Source organism: Virgibacillus carmonensis (assembly GCF_057836705.1).
On the sequence record NZ_JBYQFJ010000395.1, the window covers coordinates 1 to 527 of the forward strand.

General features: G+C 46.5%; 1 protein-coding gene. It reads left to right on the forward strand.

Annotated features, from left to right (window positions below):
- Nucleotides 1-527, forward strand: a 527-nt coding sequence (locus AC3G7N_RS22545; protein WP_489424327.1) for an NAD-dependent epimerase/dehydratase family protein, incomplete at both ends; no start/stop codon positions are given.

Here is a 527-nt window from a genome sequence, read left to right on the forward strand (position 1 = left end):
ATGGTTGAAAATGATGTGAAAAAAATCGTCTTTTCCTCAACCGCCGCAACCTATGGTGAACCAGAAGCTGTTCCAATTACCGAGGAAATGCCGACCAAAACGACCAATGCATACGGGGAAACCAAGCTGACCATGGAAAAAATAATGAAATGGACCGAGCAGGCACATGGTGTGAAGTATGTTTCCTTACGTTATTTCAATGTGGCCGGCGCAAGAGAATCTGCAGAAATCGGTGAAGATCATCGCCCGGAAACACATCTCGTGCCGATTATTTTACAGGCAGCACTTGGCCAGCGCCCTCATATCACGGTTTTCGGTGAGGATTATGATACGGCTGATGGCACATGTATCCGTGATTATGTGCATGTGGAGGACCTGATCAAAGCGCATCTGCTTGCACTTAATTACTTGAACAATGGCGGTGCGAGTGACGTGTTTAACCTTGGCAGTAACCAGGGCTTTTCTGTAAAGGAAATGATTGATACCGCACGAACCGTTACAGGTAAAGAAATACCGGCTAAGAGTGG